The 17,767-nt window shown below is 53.3% G+C and carries 15 protein-coding genes; 8 read left to right on the top strand and 7 right to left on the bottom strand.

Translation table 11 applies throughout. From position 1 onward, the window contains the following. Positions 1-119: 119 nt before the first annotated feature. A complete protein-coding gene (locus WN16_RS22885) occupies positions 120-827 on the top strand; it encodes an aspartate/glutamate racemase (RefSeq protein ID WP_044699778.1) in 708 nt (235 codons plus the stop codon). On the opposite strand, the gene WN16_RS22880 is transcribed toward WN16_RS22885, so the two are convergent. After that, entirely contained in the window at positions 799-1,734 is a 936-nt protein-coding gene (locus tag WN16_RS22880; RefSeq protein WP_044699798.1) for a LysR family transcriptional regulator, read from the bottom strand. The two genes, WN16_RS22885 and WN16_RS22880, sit on opposite strands and share 29 nt — an antisense overlap. A gap of 118 nt (positions 1,735-1,852) precedes the next feature. Here WN16_RS22880 and lysA point away from each other — a divergent pair, with 118 nt between their 5' ends. Then, positions 1,853-3,109 (top strand): diaminopimelate decarboxylase, encoded by a 1,257-nt coding sequence (lysA, locus tag WN16_RS22875; RefSeq protein WP_044699776.1) that lies wholly within the window; start codon positions 1,853-1,855, stop codon positions 3,107-3,109. A 107-nt stretch (positions 3,110-3,216) separates the two neighbouring features. On the opposite strand, the gene WN16_RS22870 is transcribed toward lysA, so the two are convergent. Together WN16_RS22870 and galR are read right to left on the bottom strand one after the other, a co-directional pair. Beyond that, positions 3,217-4,227 carry a LacI family DNA-binding transcriptional regulator gene (locus tag WN16_RS22870; RefSeq protein WP_003846454.1) on the bottom strand — a complete coding sequence of 337 codons (1,011 nt, stop codon included), beginning with the start codon at positions 4,225-4,227 and terminating at the stop codon, positions 3,217-3,219. A 13-nt stretch (positions 4,228-4,240) separates the two neighbouring features. Then, complete coding sequence (galR, locus tag WN16_RS22865; RefSeq protein ID WP_088169079.1) at positions 4,241-5,269, bottom strand: HTH-type transcriptional regulator GalR; 1,029 nt, start codon at positions 5,267-5,269, stop codon at positions 4,241-4,243. 596 nt (positions 5,270-5,865) lie between these two features. Between galR and aas the strand changes: the two genes are divergently transcribed. Then, entirely contained in the window at positions 5,866-8,025 is a 2,160-nt protein-coding gene (gene aas, locus WN16_RS22850) for a bifunctional acyl-ACP--phospholipid O-acyltransferase/long-chain-fatty-acid--ACP ligase (protein ID WP_044699774.1), read from the top strand. Further along, entirely contained in the window at positions 8,018-9,211 is a 1,194-nt protein-coding gene (gene lplT, locus WN16_RS22845) for a lysophospholipid transporter LplT (protein ID WP_016150926.1), read from the top strand. The genes aas and lplT overlap by 8 nt, the downstream gene beginning before the upstream one ends. A gap of 82 nt (positions 9,212-9,293) precedes the next feature. On the opposite strand, the gene WN16_RS22840 is transcribed toward lplT, so the two are convergent. The 4 genes from WN16_RS22840 to mutH all read right to left on the bottom strand — a co-directional run bounded on the left by WN16_RS22840 (position 9,294) and on the right by mutH (position 12,287). After that, complete coding sequence (locus tag WN16_RS22840; protein ID WP_003033954.1) at positions 9,294-10,334, bottom strand: NADP(H)-dependent aldo-keto reductase; 1,041 nt, start codon at positions 10,332-10,334, stop codon at positions 9,294-9,296. Positions 10,335-10,440: 106 nt separating this feature from the next. Continuing rightward, on the bottom strand, positions 10,441-10,659 hold the full coding sequence (gene ygdR, locus WN16_RS22835) for a lipoprotein YgdR (RefSeq protein WP_000758660.1): 219 nt from the start codon (positions 10,657-10,659) through the stop codon (positions 10,441-10,443). A 144-nt stretch (positions 10,660-10,803) separates the two neighbouring features. Then, the gene (locus WN16_RS22830) at positions 10,804-11,517 is read right to left on the bottom strand and encodes a TerC family protein (RefSeq protein ID WP_003033961.1); all 714 of its coding nucleotides are present in this window, start codon (positions 11,515-11,517) and stop codon (positions 10,804-10,806) included. Between the two features lie 74 nt (positions 11,518-11,591). Continuing rightward, positions 11,592-12,287: a DNA mismatch repair endonuclease MutH gene (mutH, locus tag WN16_RS22825; RefSeq protein WP_003840955.1), complete on the bottom strand. Its 696-nt coding sequence runs from the start codon at positions 12,285-12,287 to the stop codon at positions 11,592-11,594. Positions 12,288-12,971: 684 nt separating this feature from the next. Between mutH and rppH the strand changes: the two genes are divergently transcribed. From rppH to thyA, 4 genes are all read left to right on the top strand, one after another. Next, positions 12,972-13,502 (top strand): RNA pyrophosphohydrolase, encoded by a 531-nt coding sequence (gene rppH / locus WN16_RS22820; RefSeq protein ID WP_003033982.1) that lies wholly within the window; start codon positions 12,972-12,974, stop codon positions 13,500-13,502. A 12-nt stretch (positions 13,503-13,514) separates the two neighbouring features. After that, a complete protein-coding gene (gene ptsP / locus WN16_RS22815) occupies positions 13,515-15,761 on the top strand; it encodes a phosphoenolpyruvate--protein phosphotransferase (protein ID WP_003033984.1) in 2,247 nt (748 codons plus the stop codon). Positions 15,762-15,949: 188 nt separating this feature from the next. Then, the gene (gene lgt, locus WN16_RS22810; protein ID WP_003846461.1) at positions 15,950-16,825 is read left to right on the top strand and encodes a prolipoprotein diacylglyceryl transferase; all 876 of its coding nucleotides are present in this window, start codon (positions 15,950-15,952) and stop codon (positions 16,823-16,825) included. A gap of 6 nt (positions 16,826-16,831) precedes the next feature. Continuing rightward, entirely contained in the window at positions 16,832-17,626 is a 795-nt protein-coding gene (gene thyA, locus WN16_RS22805) for a thymidylate synthase (protein ID WP_044699772.1), read from the top strand. The last annotated feature ends 141 nt before the right edge of the window (positions 17,627-17,767 follow it).

The following is a 17,767-nucleotide window of genomic DNA, read 5'->3' as shown; positions in this document are numbered from 1 at the left end:
AAACAATGTTTCATTGAACCTATATCAGAAAATTAAAAAAAGAAATGCACGCCAACATATGTGGAAAGTTGATCACATCTTTGGTTCACTGGAGAGACAACAACGAGTCAGGGGAAATGATGAAAACGATCGGTCTGTTAGGCGGTATGAGCTGGGAATCTACCATTCCTTATTATCGACTCATTAATGAAGGGGTAAAACAGCGCCTGGGCGGCCTGCATTCAGCGCAGATCCTGCTTCACAGCGTGGATTTTCATGAGATTGAGTTGTGCCAGAGTCGCGGTGAGTGGGATAAAGCAGGCGATATTCTGGCGCAGGCGGCGCTGGGGTTACAGCAGGCGGGTGCGGAAGGGATTGTGCTGTGTACCAACACCATGCACAAGGTTGCTGAGGCGATTGAAAGCGCCTGTGATGTGCCGTTCCTGCATATTGCCGACGCGACGGGGCGGGCGATACAAAAGCAGCAGATGAGCAACGTGGCGCTACTGGGTACGCGCTACACCATGGAACAGGATTTTTACCGCGGTCGTTTACAGACTGAATTTGGCATTAGCACGCTGATTCCTGAAGCTGATGACCGTCAGAAAATAAACCAGATTATTTTCGATGAGCTGTGTCTCGGTGAATTCAGCGAGTCCTCCCGCGACTATTACCTGAGCGTCATTAACCAGTTAGCGAAACAGGGGGCGCAAGGGGTGATATTTGGCTGTACCGAGATTGGTCTGCTGGTTCCCACCGAGCGAAGCCCACTACCGGTTTTCGACACCGCGGCAATCCATGCGCAAGATGCGGTGGCATTTATGCTTTCGGTTGTGGATGCAAAATAGCCTCCAGCGGGTCAATAAGACTTGGTAGATGGTCCTGCAGATGCGCCGTAAAAGCATCAACCAGCGCCGAGGCGGGGCGATGAAGTGGGTGAATCAGGCTGACCGTAAAGGGTACCGAAATACTGAAGCGGCGGATGACGACCCCGCTACTGGCGTAATCCAGCGCGGTCAGTGGGTTTACCACCGAGATCCCCACGCCTGCCCGCACCATTGCACAAATTGAAGCGGCGCTATGGGTTTCAATCACCATACGGCGCTTCACCTGGTGCTCATTAAACAGGCTATCCAGTAGCTGACGGTAACTGTCGGTCCGTGACAGGCTGATGTAGTTTTCCCCCTGAAAATCCTGCGGCGTTAACACCGCTTTCTTAGTCAGCGGATGCCCCTGGGGCAGCACACACACTTCATCCAGCGCCAGCAATTCGGTGCGTTTTGTTCCGGCAGGCGTATGCAGCGTTTCCGTTAACCCCAGATCGTGGCGCTGCGCCGACAGCCACTCTTCCAGCAGCGGTGACTCCTGCGGCACTATCTGAATATTGACCTGCGGATAGCGTGCGAGGAATGGCTGCAGCAGTGGTGGTAAAAAGGACTGTGAGAATACCGGCAGGCAAACAATCGACAATTCGCCCTGGCGAAACTCGCGCAGGCTTTCGGCGGCGCTCACAATTCTGTCCAGGCCATACCACGAACGTTGCACCTCTTCAAACAGACGTAACCCTTGCACGGTTGGGTGCAGCCGGCCACGCGTGCGTTCAAACAGCGTTAATCCCAGTACTTTCTCGAATCGGGCCAGTTCCCGACTGACGGTGGGCTGCGAGGTATGTAGCATGCGCGCGGCTTCCGTCAGATTGCCTGCCGTCATGATGGCGTGAAAAATTTCGATGTGTCGCAGGTTAACGGCGGGCATGGGCAATCCTCGAATGAACCAATCCATATCATTTTTGCATAGACTCACGATAAAACGATATTTTTTATTCTTTTCGGGCTGTGGCGTAATCATAAAAAAGCCAATACCGGAGCACACCATGCCACGCCCACTCAACAACACAGACACTGACCTGACCGCCGACAACCTGCTGCGCCTGCCTGCCGAATTCGGCTGCCCGGTGTGGGTCTATGATGCGCAGATTATCCGCGCGCAGATTGCCAAACTGAGCCAGTTTGACGTGGTGCGTTTTGCCCAGAAGGCATGCTCGAATATTCATATTCTGCGCCTGATGCGCGAGCAGGGCGTGAAGGTGGATTCCGTCTCGCTGGGCGAAATTGAACGTGCACTAGCGGCAGGTTTTGTACCGGGGAAAGATGAAATCGTCTTTACCGCCGATATGATCGATGACGCGACGCTCGCCCGGGTGCATGAATTGAGCATTCCGGTAAATGCCGGTTCAGTGGATATGCTGGAACAACTGGGTCAGGTCTCGCCGGGCCATCGCGTGTGGCTACGCGTAAACCCTGGCTTTGGGCATGGGCACAGTCAGAAAACCAATACCGGCGGCGAAAACAGCAAGCACGGGATCTGGTATAGCGATCTTCCCGCGGCGCTGGAGGTGATTCAGCGCTACAAGCTGAAGCTGGTGGGGATTCATATGCATATTGGCTCCGGTGTGGACTACGCGCATCTGGAGCAGGTGTGCGGTGCGATGGTGCGTCAGGTGATTGAATTTGATCAGGATCTGGAGGCGATCTCTGCGGGCGGCGGTTTATCAATCCCGTATCGCGAAGGTGAAGAGGCGATCGATACCGATCACTACTTTGGATTGTGGAACGCTGCGCGTGAGCAGATTGCTAAATACCTGGGGCACCCGGTCGCGCTTGAGATAGAGCCGGGTCGTTTTCTGGTCGCGGAAGCCGGCGTGCTGGTAGCACAGGTACGCAGCGTAAAAGAGATGGGTAGCCGTCACTTTGTGCTGATCGATGCGGGCTTCAACGATCTGATGCGCCCGGCGATGTACGGCAGCTATCACCATATCTCCGCGCTGGCTGGGGATGGTCGGTCTCTGGAACACGCCCCGCAACGGGAAACCGTGGTGGCCGGGCCGCTGTGCGAATCTGGCGACGTGTTTACCCAGCAGGAGGGCGGAAATGTGGAAACCCGTCTGTTGCCTGCGGTGGTGCCGGGTGATTATCTGGTCTTGCATGATACCGGGGCGTACGGCGCGTCTATGTCGTCAAACTACAATAGCCGTCCTCTGCTGCCGGAGGTTTTGTTCGATAACGGCGTGGCGCGGCTGATTCGCCGTCGCCAGACCATTGATGAGCTGTTAGCGCTGGAATTAATCTGATTACAGCGTGGTGAAATGCCGGATGGCGCTACGTTTATCCGGCCTACGAAATTAACTGTGGGCGCTGTTGGCCGGATAAGGCACTTGTGCCGCCATCCGGCATTTAATTACTTAAAATACGGCCCGAGCGTTACTGAGTCACGTAGTACCAGTTTGCCGGTAAACGGTGGGATTGGCTCGACGCTCTCGCCGTTGGCCAGCCGGATAGCCTGGTCGATTGCCGTGGTTATCATGGTATCAATCGGCAGATAAACGGTAGACAGCCCCGGCTCCAGCCATTTGGCGCTGGGTGCATCATCAAAACCAAACAGTGAGACGTCCGTTGGGATCCTCAGCCCGGCCTGATGTAACGCTTTTGATGCGCCCAATGCCATGTCATCGTTACAGGCGAACAGTGCGCTGAATTTCACCCCTTCCTCCAGCAGTTCACGACAGGCTTCATAGCCTCGTGTCATCGTGGAATCGCCGTATTTGACCTTGTCGGGATTCCAGGGAATACCGTTTTTTTCCAGCGCTTTACGATACCCCATCAGGCGGGATTTACCGGTCGGGGTATGGCCTGGCACAGTGATACAAGCAATATCGCTATGGCCCTGGGAGATAAGATAATTGACCGCCTGATAGGCCGCGTCTTCCTGTTCAAAGAAAATCGCGCGATCGCGGGCCTGGCTGACATCACGGTTGATGACCAGCAAGGGCATAGCGATGCTGTTCATCAGCGACATTATCTCTTTTTCACTCATATAGCGGGTATAGAGAATAATGGCGTCGCACTGTCTGTCCGCCAGCATTTGCACGGCTTCCTGCTCACGCTCTGGTGTGTCGTGTCCGTCGGTGACGATCAACTGCTTGCCGTGAGATTCCGTCTGGCGTGAAGCCTGTTGCAGCAGCCGGCCAAAGTAGAATCCATCAAATGTAGAAACCACCAGACCAATGCTGTTGCTGGTGCGGTTTGCCAAAGATCGCGCTAAAAAATTAGGCCGATAATCAAGTGCCTGCATGGCCTTAAACACTTTCTGGCGCGTGCTCTCTTTTACCTGACCCGTGCCATTCAGTACGCGCGAAACGGTCGCTTTTGAGACGCCTGCGTGTCGTGAAACGTCCAACATCGTAGTCATAACGCTATCCTGGTTAATCGTTTGACGATGAATTCCCCGGCTCTGTCAGCGTCGAAACGGAATGGCGACGTACCAGAGTTGGGTTAAAAACGTGGGTAATTTCAGGTACGGGGCGCTTCTCCGCCAGCGCGAGCGCCAGTTCGGCAGCCTGGGTTGCCATCGTCACGATCGGATAGCGCACCGTGGTCAGACGCGGGCGCACGTAGCGGGAAACCAGCACATCATCAAAACCAATCAGCGAGATTTCTCCCGGTACATCAATGCCGTTATCATTTAATACGCCCATGGCACCAGCCGCCATTGAGTCGTTGTAGCAGGCTACCGCTGTGAAGTTTTTGCCACGACCAAGTAACTCGGTCATCGCCTGTTCACCGCCGCTTTCATCCGGTTCACCAAACGTTATCAGGCGATCGCTGACCGGTATATTGCTCTCTGCCAGCGCGTCGTAATAGCCTTGCAGACGATCTTCCGCATCTGAAATTGTGTGATTGGAGCACAGATAGCCAATGCGTGTATGGCCCTGTTGAATGAGGTGCCGGGTCGCGAGCCATGCGCCGAAACGGTCATCAAGGGCAACGCAGCGTTGTTCGAATCCTGGCAGAATTCGGTTAATTAATACCATGCCGGGGATTTGCTCCATTAGTGATGCCAGCTCAGCATCCGGGATGATTTTTGCGTGGACAACAAGGGCTGCGCAGCGGTGGCGAATGAGCTGTTCAATCGCCTGTCGTTCCTTCTCTTCGTTATGGTAGCCGTTGCCAATCAGCAAAAAATTACCGGTGTTATAGGCCACCTGCTCGACAGCTTTAACCATTGCCCCAAAGAATGGATCGGACACATCACCAACTACCAGACCGATGGTCTCTGTGGATTGTTGTGCCAGCGCACGCGCGTTGGCGTTGGGGTGGTAGCTGAGTGATTCCATTGCACTCGTTACAGCCAGGCGCGATGCTTCGCTGGCTTTAGGGGAATCATTAATCACTCGAGAAACGGTGGCGACTGATACACCTGCTAGTCGGGCTACATCCTTTATGGTCGCCATGATAGTACCTGTTGTGGGTAAACGCTTACATTCCGTCAGTGTTACGGAAAATGGCTGGCTGTTCAAGCAGATTGCCCGTCAGAACGTCGCAAATGTGAGCGCACACGAGCGAAGTAAGACAGAAAATAGAAAATGCTAATTTTTGCTTACACTTTGCGATGTGCTGTTGCGATTGTTCGCTGGTGAGGGAACTGAGCAGATTGCTAGAGTTGAGATCCCAGAGGTATTGATAGGTGAAATCAACTTTCGGGTTGATCACTAGAATTACACCAGCCTGCGCAGATGCGCAGGTTTTTTTTACCTTCAGCCTATCTGTAACAGTAACCGATAATTTACACAACTCGTTGCATTTGGGTTCATTCCTTTGCGTTTTCGCACTGGCGTATCTGGCTGCTGACGACCACAATCAAGATCCCAGAGGTATTGATTGGTGAGATTATTCGGTACGCACTTCGTACCTGTCTCTTGCACCAACCTGCGCGGATGCGCAGGTTTTTTTTCGAATTGTATTTAACAGTTACCTGTCGCGCCTATTCCCCAACTCGTATACTCTCCCACCATTGATGTTTATATAATTAATGGCACAGGGAGTTGAGATGCTATTTGGCTTTTTTCGTAATCTGTTTCGCGTGCTTTTCCGCGTTCGCGTCACGGGCGATGTCAGCGCGCTACAGGGAGAACGCGTTCTAATCACTCCCAACCATGTTTCATTTATAGACGGCATCCTGTTGGCGCTCTTTTTACCGATTCGTCCCGTCTTCGCTGTTTACACCTCGATCAGCCAGCAATGGTATATGCGCTGGCTAACCCCGCTGATTGATTTCGTACCGTTAGATCCAACCAAACCGATGTCGATTAAACATCTGGTTCGTCTGGTCGAACAGGGCCGCCCGGTGGTTATCTTCCCGGAAGGACGTATTTCGACCACCGGTTCATTGATGAAAATCTATGACGGCGCCGGGTTTGTCGCGGCAAAGTCAGGGGCCACGGTGGTTCCTGTGCGCATCGAAGGCGCGGAGCTTTCCCGCTTTAGTCGCCTGAAAGGTTTGGTTAAACAGCGATTCTTCCCGCGCATCCGCTTACACATCCTACCGCCGACACAACTGCCGATGCCGGAAGCACCGCGAGCTCGCGATCGCCGTAAAATCGCCGGAGAGATGCTGCATCAAATTATGATGGAAGCACGCATGGCGGTTCGTCCGCGTGAGACGCTCTATGAGTCGCTGCTGGCGGCGAAATACCGTTTTGGCGCAGGTAAAAACTGCATTGAAGATATTAATTTCACTCCGGACAGCTACCGCAAACTGCTGACGAAAACGCTGTTTGTCGCGCGTATTCTGGAAAAATACAGCACCGAGGGTGAAAGAATCGGCCTGATGCTGCCAAATGCGGGAATCAGCGCGGCGGTCATTTTTGGCGCCATTGCGCGTCGACGCATTCCAGCCATGATGAACTACACCGCGGGTGTGAAAGGATTAACCAGCGCCATTACTGCGTCTGAAATAAAAACGATCTTCACATCCCGACAGTTTCTTGATAAAGGCAAACTCTGGCATTTACCGGAACAGCTCACCCAGGTGCGTTGGGTGTATCTGGAAGACTTGAAAGCTGATGTGACCTTTGGCGATAAGCTGTGGATTTTCTCACATCTGCTGGCACCGCATCTGGCGCAGGTGAAGCAGCAGCCGGAAGACGCTGCGGTGATCCTCTTTACCTCCGGTTCAGAAGGCCATCCGAAAGGCGTGGTTCACAGTCATAAAAGCATTCTGGCGAACGTTGAGCAGATTAAAACGATTGCCGATTTCACCGCCGATGACCGCTTTATGTCGGCGCTGCCGCTGTTCCACTCCTTTGGGCTAACGGTGGGATTATTCACGCCGCTACTAACTGGCGCAGAAGTGTTTCTATATCCCAGCCCGTTGCATTACCGCATTGTGCCAGAGCTGGTATACGACCGGAACTGCACCGTGTTGTTTGGTACGTCAACGTTCCTCGGCAACTACGCGCGTTTCGCGCATCCATACGATTTCCATCGCCTGCGCTATGTGGTTGCGGGAGCGGAAAAACTGCAGGACAGCACAAAGCAACTGTGGCAGGAGAAATTTGGCCTGCGTGTCCTTGAGGGCTATGGGGTGACGGAATGTGCGCCGGTGGTGTCGATTAACGTACCGATGGCGGCAAAATCGGGAACGGTAGGGCGCATCTTGCCTGGTATGGATGCTCGACTGTTGGCCGTTCCGGGAATTGAGGATGGTGGGCGTTTACAGCTGAAAGGCCCTAATATTATGAGCGGCTATTTGCGCGTCGAAAAACCTGGGGTGCTGGAAGTGCCGACGGCAGAGAATGCGCAAGGTGAGATTGAGCGCGGCTGGTATGACACCGGTGACATCGTGCGCTTTGATGAAAACGGCTTTGTACAGATTCAGGGGCGCGCTAAGCGTTTTGCTAAAATTGCCGGAGAGATGGTGTCGCTGGAAATGGTTGAGCAACTGGCGTTGGCGGTATCAGCAGACAAAATGCATGCCACGGCGATCAAGAGCGATGCCAGCAAAGGTGAGGCGCTGGTGCTGTTTACCACCGATAGCGAACTCACGCGTGAAAAACTACAGCAGTATGCGCGGGCGCACGGCGTACCTGAACTCGCCGTACCGCGTGATATACGCCACCTGAAGCAACTCCCATTACTCGGCAGCGGTAAGCCGGATTTTGTTACGCTGAAAAGCTGGGTCGATGAGCCGGAAAAACAACATGAGTGAGTCAGTGCACACTAACACGTCAATCTGGTCCAAAGGGATGATGTCCGTTATCGCCGCGCAGTTTCTGTCAGCGTTTGGCGATAACGCGTTGCTGTTTGCTACGCTGGCGTTGCTGAAGGAGCAATTTTATCCGGACTGGAGCCAGCCTATCCTGCAAATGGTGTTTGTGGGTGCTTACATTCTGTTTGCGCCGTTTGTTGGACAGGTGGCAGATAGCTTTGCCAAAGGCAGAGTGATGATGTTCGCGAACACCCTGAAACTGCTGGGTGCGGCAAGTATTTGCTTCGGCATTAATCCGTTCCTCGGGTATACGTTAGTGGGGATTGGCGCGGCGGCGTATTCACCGGCCAAGTATGGCATTCTTGGTGAACTGACTACCGGCGACAAACTGGTGAAGGCCAACGGCCTGATGGAAGCTTCCACCATTGCCGCGATTTTGCTCGGTTCTGTCGCCGGCGGCGTTCTGGCCGACTGGCACGTGATTGCCGCGCTTTCTGCCTGTGCGCTGGCCTATGCTGGCGCAGTGGTCGCTAACCTGTATATCCCGAAACTGGCCGCGGCTCGCCCTGGCCAGTCCTGGCATCTGGGGAAAATGACGCGCAGTTTCTTCTGTGCCGCCTCCTCGCTGTGGCGCAACGGTGAAACACGCTTCTCGTTGGTGGGAACCAGCCTTTTTTGGGGGGCGGGCGTTACGCTGCGTTTTCTGCTGGTACTGTGGGTTCCGGTGGCGCTCGGCATCACCGATAACGCCACGCCGACCTATCTCAATGCCATGGTAGCGATCGGGATTGTCGTCGGCGCGGGGGCGGCTGCGAAGCTGGTGACGCTGGAAACCGTGTCGCGCTGTATGCCTGCGGGGATCCTGATTGGCGTCGTGGTGCTGATTTTCTCTCTTCAACATTCGCTGCTTCCGGCCTACGCATTGCTGATGCTTATCGGCGTGTGTGGTGGGTTCTTTGTGGTGCCGCTGAATGCGTTGCTGCAGGAGCGGGGTAAGAAAAGCGTCGGCGCAGGTAATGCGATTGCGGTGCAAAACCTGGGCGAAAACAGCGCGATGCTGTTGATGCTGGGTATTTACTCACTGGCGGTGCTGGTGGGGATCCCGGCGGTAGCGATTGGTATTGGGTTCGGTGCGCTGTTTGCGCTGGCGATTGCGGCGCTGTGGATTTGGCAGCGCCGCCATTAGTCTGTTATATGCTGTTGCAACCAGGCCTACAGGGAACGCTGTCTGTAGGCCTGATAAGCGCAGCGCCATCAGGCGCTAACTGTTAAGGTGCAGGATAGGTATACACCTGATGCACCGCTTCAATCTCTGCCAGCACTTCCTCGCTCAACTCCAGATGCAGACTTTCAACGTTGGTTTTTAGCTGCTCCATGGTCGTGGCGCCCAGCAAAGTGCTGGCGACAAACGGCTGACGACGCACGAATGCCAGCGCCATTTGCGCAGGATCCAGATTATGGCGTTTCGCGATATCCACATAGGCCGCAACGGCTTTCTGCGTCTGCTCGCCGCTGTAGCGCGTGAAACGGCTAAACAGCGTATTGCGTGCACCGGCAGGTTTCGCGCCGTTCAGGTATTTCCCGGTTAATGTACCGAAGCCCAGGCAAGAGTATGCCAGCAGCTCAACGCCTTCATACTGGCTCACTTCTGCCAGTCCAACCTCAAAGCTGCGGTTCAGCAGGCTGTAGGGGTTCTGGATGGTGGCGATGCGTGGCAGATCGTGTTTGTCCGCCAGGTGCAGATAGCGCATCACGCCAAAGGCGGTTTCATTAGAAACGCCGATGTAGCGAATTTTCCCGGCGCGCTGAAACTCGGCCAGCGCGTCCAGCGTATCCAGCAGGGAAACGACCGGCGCGGAGTCTGTCCAGCTGTAGCCTAACTTACCAAAGCAGTTGGTCGGGCGCTGCGGCCAGTGAACCTGATACAGATCCAGGTAATCGGTTTGCAGTCTTTTCAGGCTGTCGTGCAGCGCTTCACGGATATTTTTACGATCCAGCGCCTGATTCGGGCGGATGCCGCTGTCGTTGTTGCGTGATGGTCCACTGACCTTAGAAGCGACGATCAGCTTTTCACGGCTGCCGTGTTTGGCGAGCCAGTTACCTACGTAGGTTTCGGTGAGACCCTGGGTTTCAGGACGCGGCGGTACCGGATACATCTCGGCAACGTCGATCAAATTAATGCCCTGTGCTACGGCATAATCGAGCTGTGCATGTGCGTCGGCTTCGCTGTTTTGTTCACCAAACGTCATTGTGCCCAGCCCCAGTGTACTGACTTCCAGTGAGCTGTGGGGTATACGGTGATATTGCATAGCCGTTTCCTTTTTATAATCACGACATAAGGATTATAAAAATGGCTGAGGGAAGCGAAAAAGGGAAGTAAAATTGTTAAGGCCAGCGCGCTGCTGACCTCAACCATCAGCGTTCAATGATTTGGGACACATCATCGCGGTTAATCTGCATCGCATTGCCCTGCTGGTCGTGATAGCTCACCAGACCGGTATCATCGTCAATTTCTGGTTTTCCATCGGTCAGGATCATTCGACCATCTTTTGTCGCCATTACATAATCGCTGCTGCATCCGGAAACGGCAAAAGCCAGTCCTACGGCGGAAATCAAAACTGCCCATTTTTTCATCTGCTTATCCTCACATGGCCTGCGTCTGACAATAGTTTAGTAATAACGCGAAGTTGTGCAGGGTGAAAGCAGTAAAATCTTAAACTGTGAGAAGGGGTAGGTGTGGTGGGCATTCGCTCCCCTTGCAGGGAGCGATGGATTTCATCAGAGCGGATTTTTTTTATTACGCCACAGGTTCAGGGTCTCTACCGCGATAGAGAAGAACATGGCGAAATAGATATATCCTTTCGGAACGTGGACGTCGAAACTTTCCAGAATCAGCGTAAAACCGACCAGAATCAGAAACGAGAGCGCCAGCATTTTTACTGAAGGGTGGCGATCGACAAACTCACCAATTGGGCGAGCAGCAAACATCATCACACCTACGGCAATCACTACTGCCGCCATCATGATAAACAGATGATCGGACAAACCAACCGCAGTAATCACGGAATCCAGGCTGAAGATAATGTCTAACAACATGATCTGCACAATTGCACCCAGGAAAGAAGATACGCGGGTTTTTAACCCCTCTTCCTCACCTTCAATGGATTCGTGGATCTCCTTGCTGGCTTTCCAGATCAGGAACAATCCCCCCAGCAGAAGGATCAGGTCGCGTGCTGATATCGCCTCGCCAAACAACTCGAATAGCGGGTTTGTCAGGCGCGTTACCCAGGCGATAGAAGCCAGCAGTGCCAGACGCATGATCATCGCCGCCGCCAGCCCAATACGTCGGGCATGATTGCGTTGCGCTGTCGGGAGTTTGGCTACAACCAGAGAAAGGAAAATAATATTGTCGATCCCAAGAACGATCTCCAGCAGCGTCAGCGTACCGAGCGCAAGCCAGGCGTTAGGATCGGTTATCCATGCAAATAACATCGAACAAAGTCCTGCCAAAAAAAGAAGCGGTAATTATAGGCCCGTAACGCGGCGGGTGAAAGGCCGGGCGGTGCCTATTGCGCCTGGAACAAGAAATGTCGCTCAAGCAATGCGCGGGTGAAGTTCTTTTTCAGGTAAAAGCCGCGTGGCAGGGTCAGGATGGGCTCGCCGTTGGCGCCAATGGCCTCGGTAAGCGCGCGGGCGTTGGCGGCTTTAGGACGCAGTTGCAGTACTTCCCCATGGCGAGCGGTGATGCGTTCGACATGACCTAACACAATCATGTCCATTAATTCTTCCCAGTCCAGACGCAATTGCTGGTCCTCTTCTTCATTCGGGCTCCACAGCAGGGGAGAGCCGACGCGGCGCTCAGCCAGCGGGATGCTGCGTTCGCCTTCTACCGGGATCCACAGAACGCGTTTGAGTTTGTGCCGTACATGGCTGGTTTCCCAGGTGACGCCGGTATTGCCGGTTAACGGTGCCACGCACACAAAGGTGGTTTCCAGCGGTCTGCCAAGACTGTCCACAGGGATCGTTTTCAGCTCCACGCCCAGCGCCGCAAAATCCTGCTCTGGTTTACTGCCCGCGCTGGCACCGAGCCAGATTTCCAGTAGCACGCCAATCCAGCCTTTATCGCGCTTAAGATCCTTCGGCGTAACGATTCCCGCCATTGCCGCTAATTCTCCTAACGCGTAGCCCGAAAGCTGTCGTGCCTGGCTCAGCAACTGGGCTTCAGATTCAGGGGGAGAAAGCAACGGACGGAGTTCTGGCATCGGGTTAACCCTTAGGTGAAAAAATAAGCAATGATTTTATACCGTGTGGACAGAGTTTATCTTTTTCCACATGCTTTATTCAATTATATGATTTATATTGGTTTTTAGATTCACGTTTGCAGAGTTGCGCAACAGCGAAGCGGGTTTTCCAATTCTGGTCACTGACAATGAACAGGATCTTACACCATGTTATCCACAGAAAGATGGGATAACTGTGAAAAACCCCCACTACTGTTTCAATTTACAGCCTTGACGTGCGACGAAAATCGAATTTTCACACAAATTGTGCCTAACTTATTGGCATAATCTGTGGATAAAACCGACGCTGGTCGATCTTTCATCAGCGTGAAGATCGTATGCGTGATGAACATCACATTTCTGTGTGTTTATCTGCGTGGATCAGTTTTAACTTTATGAATGTATAAGACTATTTTTACTCTGTGACGAATGTCTTATTCGGACTGTTCTGGGTTTTCCCATAGTAATTCCGTACTTCTTCACAACTATATCCACAGAAAAGGTGAATAAAATCGCCTTGCTTGCCCTTCTTCTGTTTATAACTCGGCCTTTAACTGTGAGTTATTCAATTGTTATTAGAATATCGCACCCTTAACAGAGTGGTTTACCGCCCCTCAGGAGTGTGAAACAATCGTTTGTATATAAGGTTTATGTTGAGGTAGTCCGGTGATTGATGACGATGGCTACCGCCCGAATGTAGGGATAGTAATTTGTAACCGCCAGGGGCAGGTCATGTGGGCCCGGCGATTTGGTCAGCACTCCTGGCAATTTCCACAAGGTGGGATCAACGCAGGAGAGACAGCAGAGCAGGCGATGTACCGGGAACTCTTTGAAGAAGTGGGTCTCAGTCGTAAAGATGTACGGATCCTTGCTTCTACTCGTAACTGGTTGCGTTACAAGTTACCGAAACGTTTGGTGCGTTGGGACACGAAGCCGGTTTGTATCGGCCAGAAACAAAAATGGTTTCTTCTGCAATTGGTCAGCAGCGATGCTGAAATCAATATGCAAACCAGCAGTACACCTGAGTTCGACGGCTGGCGCTGGGTGAGTTACTGGTATCCGGTTCGACAGGTGGTGTCATTTAAACGCGATGTCTATCGCAGGGTGATGAAAGAATTCGCAAGTGTTGTCATGGCGCTTCAGGAGAGCACTCCTAAGCCGCAAAGCACACCTGCGTACAGACGTAAAAGAGGTTAAGCTACGCAAATTATGCTCACCCGCCTGCGCGAAATAGTCGAAAAGGTGGCCAGTGCTCCGCGTCTGAATGAAGCGCTGAATATACTGGTTACCGACATCTGTCTTGCGATGGATACAGAGGTCTGTTCGGTTTATCTGGCCGATCACGATCGACGTTGTTATTACCTCATGGCGACCCGGGGACTGAAAAAACCACGTGGTCGCACTGTCGCACTCGCGTTTGATGAAGGTATCGTTGGCCTGGTTGGCAGGCTGGCGGAACCTATCAACCTCGCCGATGCGCAAAAACATCCCAGCTTTAAATACATTCCTTCGGTAAAAGAAGAGCGTTTTCGTGCATTCTTAGGCGTACCGATCATTCAGCGTCGCCAGCTTTTAGGTGTACTGGTGGTGCAGCAGCGTGAACTGCGTCAGTACGATGAAAGTGAAGAGTCTTTCCTCGTCACGCTCGCCACGCAAATGGCGGCCATACTTTCGCAGTCGCAGCTAAACGCGCTGTTCGGTCAATACCGGCAAACGCGCATCCGTGCATTGCCTGCCGCCCCCGGCGTGGCAATAGCTGAAGGCTGGCAGGATGCGACGCTACCGCTGATGGAGCAGGTCTATCAGGCTTCAACGCTGGATCCGGTGCTTGAGCGCGAGCGACTGACCGGTGCGTTGGAAGAGGCGGCGAACGAATTCCGCCGCTATAGCAAGCGTTTTACCGCTGGGGCGCAGAAAGAAACGGCGGCGATCTTTGATCTTTACTCGCACTTGCTTTCCGATACCCGTCTGCGCCGCGAGCTGTTTGCGGAAGTGGATAACGGTTCGGTGGCCGAGTGGGCGGTTAAAACGATCATCGAAAAGTTTGCCGAACAATTTGCCGCGCTTAGCGATAACTACCTCAAAGAGCGGGCCGGAGATTTACGCGCGCTCGGCCAGCGTCTGCTGTTCCACCTTGACGACTCTATCCAGGGGCCGAATGCCTGGCCGGAACGCTTCGTGCTGGTGGCGGATGAACTTTCGGCGACCACGCTGGCGGAGCTTCCTCAGGACCGGTTAGTCGGCGTGGTTGTCCGGGACGGCGCAGCCAACTCTCATGCGGCAATTATGGTTCGTGCGCTGGGTATCCCTACCGTTATGGGGGCCGATATCCAGCCGTCGGTGCTGCATCGCCGCACGCTGGTGGTGGACGGTTATCGCGGTGAACTGCTGGTCGATCCGGAACCGGTATTGATTCAGGAATACCAGCGTCTTATCAGTGAAGAAATTGAGCTGAGTCGCCTGGCGGAAGACGACGTCAACCAGCCAGCACAGTTGAAAAGCGGCGAGCGCGTGAAGGTGATGCTCAATGCGGGTCTCAGCCCGGAACATGAAGAAAAGCTGGGTAGCAGGATCGACGGTATTGGCCTGTATCGCACCGAAATCCCGTTCATGCTGCAAAGCGGTTTTCCTTCGGAAGAAGAACAGGTTGCGCAGTATCAGGGCATGCTGCAAATGTTTAACGACAAGCCGGTGACCCTACGTACGCTGGATGTCGGTGCCGATAAACAGCTGCCCTACATGCCGATCAGTGAAGAGAACCCGTGCCTTGGCTGGCGAGGGATCCGCATAACGCTCGATCAGCCAGAGATCTTTTTGATCCAGGTTCGCGCCATGCTGCGTGCCAACGCGGCAACCGGTAACCTCAGCATTTTGCTGCCGATGGTAACCAGCATTGATGAAGTGGACGAAGCGCGACGTTTGATTGAACGCGCCGGACGCGAAGTGGAGGAGATGATCGGTTACGAGATCCCGAAACCGCGCATTGGCATCATGCTGGAAGTTCCGTCGATGGTGTTCATGCTGCCGCATCTGACAAACCGTATTGACTTTATCTCGGTCGGAACCAACGATCTTACCCAGTACATACTGGCCGTCGATCGTAACAACACACGGGTAGCCAGCATTTATGACAGTCTGCATCCGGGGATGTTACGTGCGCTGGCGATGATTGCGCAGGAAGCCGAAAGAAGCGGTATCGATTTACGCCTGTGCGGTGAAATGGCGGGCGACCCGATGTGCGTGGCTATTCTGATCGGCCTGGGTTTCCGTCATTTGTCGATGAACGGTCGTTCTGTCGCTCGCGTTAAATATCTGCTGCGTCATATCGATTTTGATGAGGCGCAAACGCTGGCGCAGCGCAGCCTGGAAGCGCAGATGGCGGCTGAGGTACGCCATCAGGTAGCGGCCTTTATGGAGCGCCGCGGCATGGGGGGATTGATTCGCGGGGGATTGTAGGCCTGATAAGCGTAGCGTCATCAGGCATTACGGGGTAAAGATTACTTATACAGATCTTTTACATCTTCCCGGCATCCGCTTCTAACCCCTTGTGCTATCATTCGCACCTTTGGAGCGCCTGCATTATGCAGGCGCGCTTATCAATTGCTGTCTGACTTCAGCGAAATAACAAGAACTTGTGGTGACAGATGACCAGTAGCTATCTGCATTTTCCGGATTTCGATCCGGTCATTTTCTCAATCGGACCCGTCGCGCTTCACTGGTACGGCTTAATGTATTTGGTGGGGTTTATTTTTGCGATGTGGCTGGCGACGCGCCGCGCGAATCGCCCGGGCAGTGGCTGGACCAAAAATGAAGTAGAAAACTTACTGTATGCGGGCTTCCTCGGGGTTTTCCTCGGTGGGCGTATTGGTTACGTACTGTTCTATAACTTCGAGTTATTCCTCGATAATCCCCTGTATCTGTTCCGCGTCTGGGACGGCGGTATGTCCTTCCACGGTGGACTTATCGGTGTGATCCTGGTGATGATTATCTTCGCCAAACGCACCAAACGTTCGTTCTTCCAGGTTTCTGATTTCATTGCCCCGCTGATTCCGTTTGGTCTGGGTGCTGGGCGTCTGGGTAACTTTATCAATGGTGAGCTGTGGGGACGCGTTGACCCGAACTTCAAGTACGCCATGCTGTTCCCGGGCTCCCGTACCGAAGATATTTTACTACTGCAAACTAACCCGCAATGGCAGTCTATTTTTGATACCTACGGCTCGCTGCCGCGCCACGCCTCACAGCTTTATGAGATGGCGCTCGAGGGTGTTGTGCTGTTTATCATTCTCAACCTGTACATTCGTAAGCCGCGTCCAATGGGCTCGGTATCCGGTCTGTTCCTGATTGGTTATGGCGCGTTTCGTATTATCGTTGAATTCTTCCGCCAGCCGGATGCGCAGTTTACTGGCACCTGGGTACAGTACATCAGCATGGGGCAGATCCTCTCTATCCCGATGATTGTCGCAGGCATTATTATGATGGTTTGGGCGTACCGCCGCAGCCCACAGCAACACGTTTCCTGAGGAACCATGAAACAGTATTTAGAACTGATGCAAAAAGTGCTGGATGAAGGCACACAGAAAAACGACCGTACCGGAACCGGAACGCTTTCCATTTTTGGTCATCAGATGCGTTTTAATCTGCAGGAAGGGTTCCCGCTGGTTACGACGAAACGCTGCCATTTACGCTCGATCATTCATGAGCTGCTGTGGTTTTTGCAGGGCGACACTAACGTTGCCTACCTGCATGAAAACAACGTCTCAATCTGGGACGAATGGGCGGATGAAAACGGTAATTTAGGCCCGGTTTATGGTAAACAGTGGCGCGCGTGGCCTACGCCAGATGGTCGCCATATTGACCAGATCACCACCGTGTTAAACCAGCTTAAAAATGACCCGGACTCTCGCCGCATTATCGTTTCTGCATGGAACGTCGGTGAGCTGGAGAAAATGGCGCTGGCACCGTGCCATGCGTTCTTCCAGTTTTACGTCGCGGATGGCAAGCTCTCCTGTCAGCTGTATCAGCGTTCGTGCGATGTGTTCCTCGGCCTGCCGTTTAACATTGCCAGCTACGCTTTGCTGGTACACATGATGGCGCAGCAGTGTGATCTGGAAGTGGGTGATTTTGTCTGGACCGGTGGCGACACGCACCTGTACAGCAATCATATGGATCAAACGCATCTGCAGCTTAGCCGTGAACCTCGCGCGTTGCCGAAACTGGTTATTAAACGTAAGCCTGAATCTATCTTTGACTATCGCTTCGAAGACTTTGAAATTGAAGGCTACGATCCGCACCCGGGTATTAAAGCGCCGGTGGCTATCTAACCAGCTTCATGCTGACACAACCGACGCCCGTGAGCGTCGGTTTTTTTTGTCTAAAATCACGTTCTTCGGCGAACATTCCTGAAATAGTGCAACGGTCTGCAACGCGACAAATATTTCCCGTAGCTCGCCGTAGAAACCGAA

The sequence above is a fragment of the Citrobacter sp. ABFQG genome, from assembly GCF_004322975.1.
Lineage (GTDB): Bacteria > Pseudomonadota > Gammaproteobacteria > Enterobacterales > Enterobacteriaceae > Citrobacter > Citrobacter freundii.
This window is presented reverse-complemented; position numbering and strand designations above follow the sequence as displayed.